The organism is Dietzia sp. E1 (genome assembly GCF_014145015.1).
Lineage (GTDB): Bacteria > Actinomycetota > Actinomycetes > Mycobacteriales > Mycobacteriaceae > Dietzia > Dietzia cinnamea_A.
The window spans coordinates 1-4,054 of record NZ_JAALDU010000422.1 but is presented as its reverse complement, the minus strand read 5'-3'; the positions used below and the strand labels follow the sequence as shown (position 1 = coordinate 4,054).

4 protein-coding genes are annotated in these 4,054 nt (G+C 72.0%); 2 read left to right on the top strand and 2 right to left on the bottom strand.

Going from position 1 to position 4,054, the window contains the following annotated elements; translation table 11 throughout:
* Positions 1-75: 75 nt before the first annotated feature.
* On the top strand, positions 76-1,170 hold the full coding sequence (locus G6030_RS13355) for an SGNH/GDSL hydrolase family protein (protein WP_182643457.1): 1,095 nt from the start codon (positions 76-78) through the stop codon (positions 1,168-1,170).
* 91 nt (positions 1,171-1,261) lie between these two features.
* Positions 1,262-2,218, top strand: a complete 957-nt coding sequence (locus G6030_RS13350; RefSeq protein ID WP_182643456.1) for an SGNH/GDSL hydrolase family protein — start codon at positions 1,262-1,264, stop codon at positions 2,216-2,218.
* 137 nt (positions 2,219-2,355) lie between these two features.
* On the opposite strand, the gene G6030_RS13345 is transcribed toward G6030_RS13350, so the two are convergent.
* Positions 2,356-3,612, bottom strand: a complete 1,257-nt coding sequence (locus G6030_RS13345; protein WP_182643455.1) for a Dyp-type peroxidase — start codon at positions 3,610-3,612, stop codon at positions 2,356-2,358.
* A partial coding sequence (locus G6030_RS13340; protein ID WP_182643454.1) for a copper chaperone PCu(A)C occupies positions 3,605-4,054 on the bottom strand: 450 nt, incomplete at its 5' end. The genes G6030_RS13345 and G6030_RS13340, both read right to left, overlap by 8 nt.

The window sequence follows — 4,054 nt, the reverse complement described above, 5'->3', positions numbered from 1 at the left end:
GGCCCGCCACGACAAGCCTCGTGGCGGGCCCGGGAGGGCGCACAACTAGACACGTGTTCATGAGACGCTGAGGACATGCACACGTCCCTTCCCCGCCGCTCCGCGCGCCGTCTGATGACCGGTGCCGCAGCGGCCGCCGCCGTCCTGTTGTCCCCGCTGCTCGCGGCTCCCGCCGGGGCCGCGCCCGCTCCCACGATCCCGGCGCCGATCACCCCGGAGACGGCGCCGCTCGAGGTGGCCGGCGGTTCGGTGCAGACCCTCGGCGCGAACATCGCCGGGCAGGTTGCCGGGACCGGGATGGGCCCGTCGGTTCACGCCGGCCCCGGCACCGGCCCGTCGAAGTACGTGGCACTCGGTGACTCCTACGCCGCCGTGGGCCGTATCGCGCCGGGCGCGTGGGGTGCCGGCCCGGTCGCGTGCGTGCGCACCTCCGACGCGTACCCGACCGTGGTGGCCCGCGAGCTCGGCGTGGGCACGTTCGTCAACGCCACCTGCGGGGGCGCCGTGGTCGACGACTTCCGGGCGACGGGCCGGACCGGCGCCCCGCCACAGTTCGACGCGCTCGACGCCGACACCGACCTGGTGTCGATGACGATCGGCGGCAACGACGTGGGCTTCGGTGCGGTGATCGTCGCCTGCGCTCTGCGTCCCAACACCGCGCCCGAGCTACTACCGCTCGTCGACGGCGCGTCCGGAAACCTGTCGAAGGGCTTCGACCCCACCACCAGCTGCTCGGATGTGATCGACCGGCAGGCCGCCGAGGCGCTCGAGCGCCTCGACCAGCGACTGGACGATGTCTACGCCGAGATCGCCCAGCGCGCACCCCGGGCCCGCGTCGTGACGATCGGGTACCTCGCGGCCGTCCCGGAGGATGACGCGATCATCCAGCAGTCGCCGTCGTGCGCGCCGTTCATGGCGATCAGCGCCGAGGAGCGGGCCAAGGTCCGCGGGTTCCAGGACAGCATCAACCGCGTGGTCCGCGACGCCGCCGAGCGCAACGGCGTCACCGTCGTGATCCCGGACGAGCCCGGTCACTCGATGTGCACCTCGCCCGACACCCGTTGGGTCGACTTCACCGGGCTCGAGACCGGAGCGGTCCCAGTCCATCCGACCTCGGCCGGTCACGCCCACGTCGCCGACCGCGTGCTGGAGGCGCTCGCTGACGTCTAGCGGCCAGCGGCCGACTGGTCACGCTCGCGGACAACTGTCCAGTTGCGGCGATCGCCGCTCGGAGCGGTGGCGATGAGGAGACACTGAGATCATGTCGACTCCTCATCGCCGCCGACGCGGCCCTCTCACCACGTCCCTCGCCCTCGCCGCTGCCGCCGCCCTCGTCGCGACGCCCGCCGCTGCCGCCCAGTCCACAGCCCAGGCCGACGGCGCGATCGCCGTCAGCTCGCTGGGCGCGACCAATGAGATTCCGGGGAGCGTCGCCGGGTCTCTGGGCTCTCTCGCCGAGCCCGCCTACCCCGAGTACGTCGCGCTCGGAGACTCGTATGCTGCCTTCGGCGATCAGTCAGGCGTGGCGGCGCCCTGCGGCAGGAGTGCGAGCAACTACCCCGGCCTGCTCGATGCGAACCCGGCTGTCGGCGAGCTCACCGATGTCACCTGCGGCGGGGCCGTGACCGAGGACTTGTTCGAGGCGCAGCACCCAGGCGTCGCCCCCCAGCTCGAAGCCCTCGACGAGGACACCGATCTCGTGACCCTGTCCATCGGCGGTAACGACGTGGGTTTCGGTTTGATCGTCCAGTGCATCACCGGTGGCCTGCCGGGCTCCCCCCGCGACTGCGAGAGTGAGCTGGGCACTACGGTGAGCGGTCTCATCGCTGACGTGTACGGCGAGGACGGCGCGGTCGATGAGATCTACGCCGAAATCGCCGAGCGCGTGCCCGGCACGACGGTGATCGCCACCCAGTACCTGCCCCTGATGCCCGCCAGTGACGCGGACGGCTGTGCGTTCACCCAGTTCGTCGGGGACGAGAACCTGGAGTGGGCCCGCGAGATCACCCAGGAGATCAACGACGCGGTCGACGATGCGGCCCGCCGCAACGGCCACGTCTCGGTGCTGCCCGTCGATGACACGGACCGCAGTGGCTGCGCTCCGGCGGACGAGCGGTGGGTCGTGTTCGCCGATGGCTCCGAGAACAATGCGGCGCCGTTCCACCCCACCGCCCTCGGCCAGCAGGCGATGGCGGCCGCGATCGCCGCGGCGCTCTGACGCGCGCCGACGACCGGTCCGCCCCAGCCGCCCCCGCAGCCACTTTCGCAGCCGCCCCTCGGGATGGCGTCTCGCACACACCGCGCGGGGCGGGCGAGACGCCATCGGCAGGGGCGGCTGCGGGGAGAAGGCGGGCATCAGCCCTCGAACAGCGTCTGCCCCACGTAACCGCCCTCGGGCGCACCCGGCGGGAGCGCGAACACCGCGGAGCCGATGGGGATCGTCCACGTGTTGAGCGCGTCCTGCTCGGCGAGCCGCCGCTGGACCGGGATGTACGTGCGCACCGGGTCGGCCTGGTAGGCGGTGAACAGCAGACCGCTGTTACTGATCTCGCCGTCCTCCGGCGGGTCGTCGTAGTTGTACGGCCGCCGCAGCAGGGCCTCGCCCCTGTTCCGCTGGCGGGCCCGCGCCATGTGCGATTCCGGCGGGATCACCGGCAGGCCGGTCTCGTCGATCGCCTCGAAGTCGGCCGGATCGCGTTCGTTCCGGCCCGTCAGCGGCGCGCCGGTGTCGAGCCGTCGGCCCACGCTGAGTTCGCGGGACGTGCGGTCGATCTCCTCCCAGGTGTCCATGGTCATGCGGATGCGCCGCAGCACCAGCGACGATCCACCCCGCATCCAGCGCTGGTCGCTGCCGTCGGAGAACAGGATCTGGTCGAAGTCCACGTCGTCCGGCCGCGGGTTCTCGGTGCCGTCGATCTGCCCGAACAGGTTGCGTTGCGTCCGCCCGCTGGGGTCGGTGCCGACGGCCTTGCGGAAGCCCCGCTGCGCCCACCGCTGCCGCGCGACGCCCCGCACGCCGGATGCGAGGATCCGGGCGGCGTGCGAGACGATCAGCGGGTCGTCAGCGCAGATCTGCAGGAGCAGGTCGCCCTCCGACCAGCGGTCCTCGAGCTGGTCGATCTGCGGGAACGCAGGCAGCTGCGCCAGCCACGATGGGCGCTTCTCGGGCATGCCGATCGCGTCGAACAGCCCGGGGCCGAACCCGATGGTCACCGTGAGCCGCGCGGGGTCCTCGGCGAGTTCGGGTTCGAGGTCGGCGAGTCCGCCACGCCCCTGGGTGAGCCGGGCGGCGTCCTGGGACCACGCCCGCAGGACGCCCTGGATCTCGGTGCGGGTCGCTCCCGGGACGATGTCGAACGCCACGAACGCGGCGTGGGATTGCGGCGGCGTGGTGATGCCGGACTGGCGCGGGCCGTGGAACGGTTCGGTGGCCGCCCCGACGACTCGTGAGTCGGCGACGGTCTTCCAGTCTCCGACCGCCTCGTCGTCGTCGACGACTCCCCGACCCACGTATCCCGCGGCGCCACCGACGACGCCGCCGCCCACCACGGCCGCGACGCCGCCGGAGAGCACCGACCGCCGGGACAGACCGCGTCGGGCCTGGTCAGCCATCGTTGATCATGCCCCCGTTCGCCCCGCCGTGGCCGCCTCCGACGTACTCTTCCTCGCCGCCCATGAAGTCGCGGGCGGAGACGGTGACGTCCTGCTCGACGTCGTCGAACTCGAGCGTGAGGGTGATCTGCTGGCCCGTGGTGATGGGCTCGTCCAGCTCCATGAGCATGATGTGGTTGCCGCCGGGGGCCAGGACGAGCTCGCCGCCGGCGGGGATGACGAAGCCGTCCTCGCGTTCCTGCATCATCATGCCGCTGCCGCCGGGGACGGTCTCGTGCAGTTCGGTGCTTCCGCCGACGTCGCTGTCGACGCCGGTGAGGTGCAGGTCGGTGTCGCCGGGGTTGGTGATGGTGCCGAAGACGCCGGACATGTCCGTGTCTGTGGCCTTGGCCCAGCCGTCCTCGAAGGTGACGGTGGTCGCGGCGGCCCCTGTGTCGGTGGC

Coding starts and splice junctions, on each gene's coding strand:
- G6030_RS13355 (WP_182643457.1), top strand. CDS start 76: ATGCACACGTCCCTTCCCCGCCGCTCCGCGCGCCGTCTGATGACCGGT.
- G6030_RS13350 (WP_182643456.1), top strand. CDS start 1,262: ATGTCGACTCCTCATCGCCGCCGACGCGGCCCTCTCACCACGTCCCTC.
- G6030_RS13345 (WP_182643455.1), bottom strand. CDS start 3,612: ATGGCTGACCAGGCCCGACGCGGTCTGTCCCGGCGGTCGGTGCTCTCC.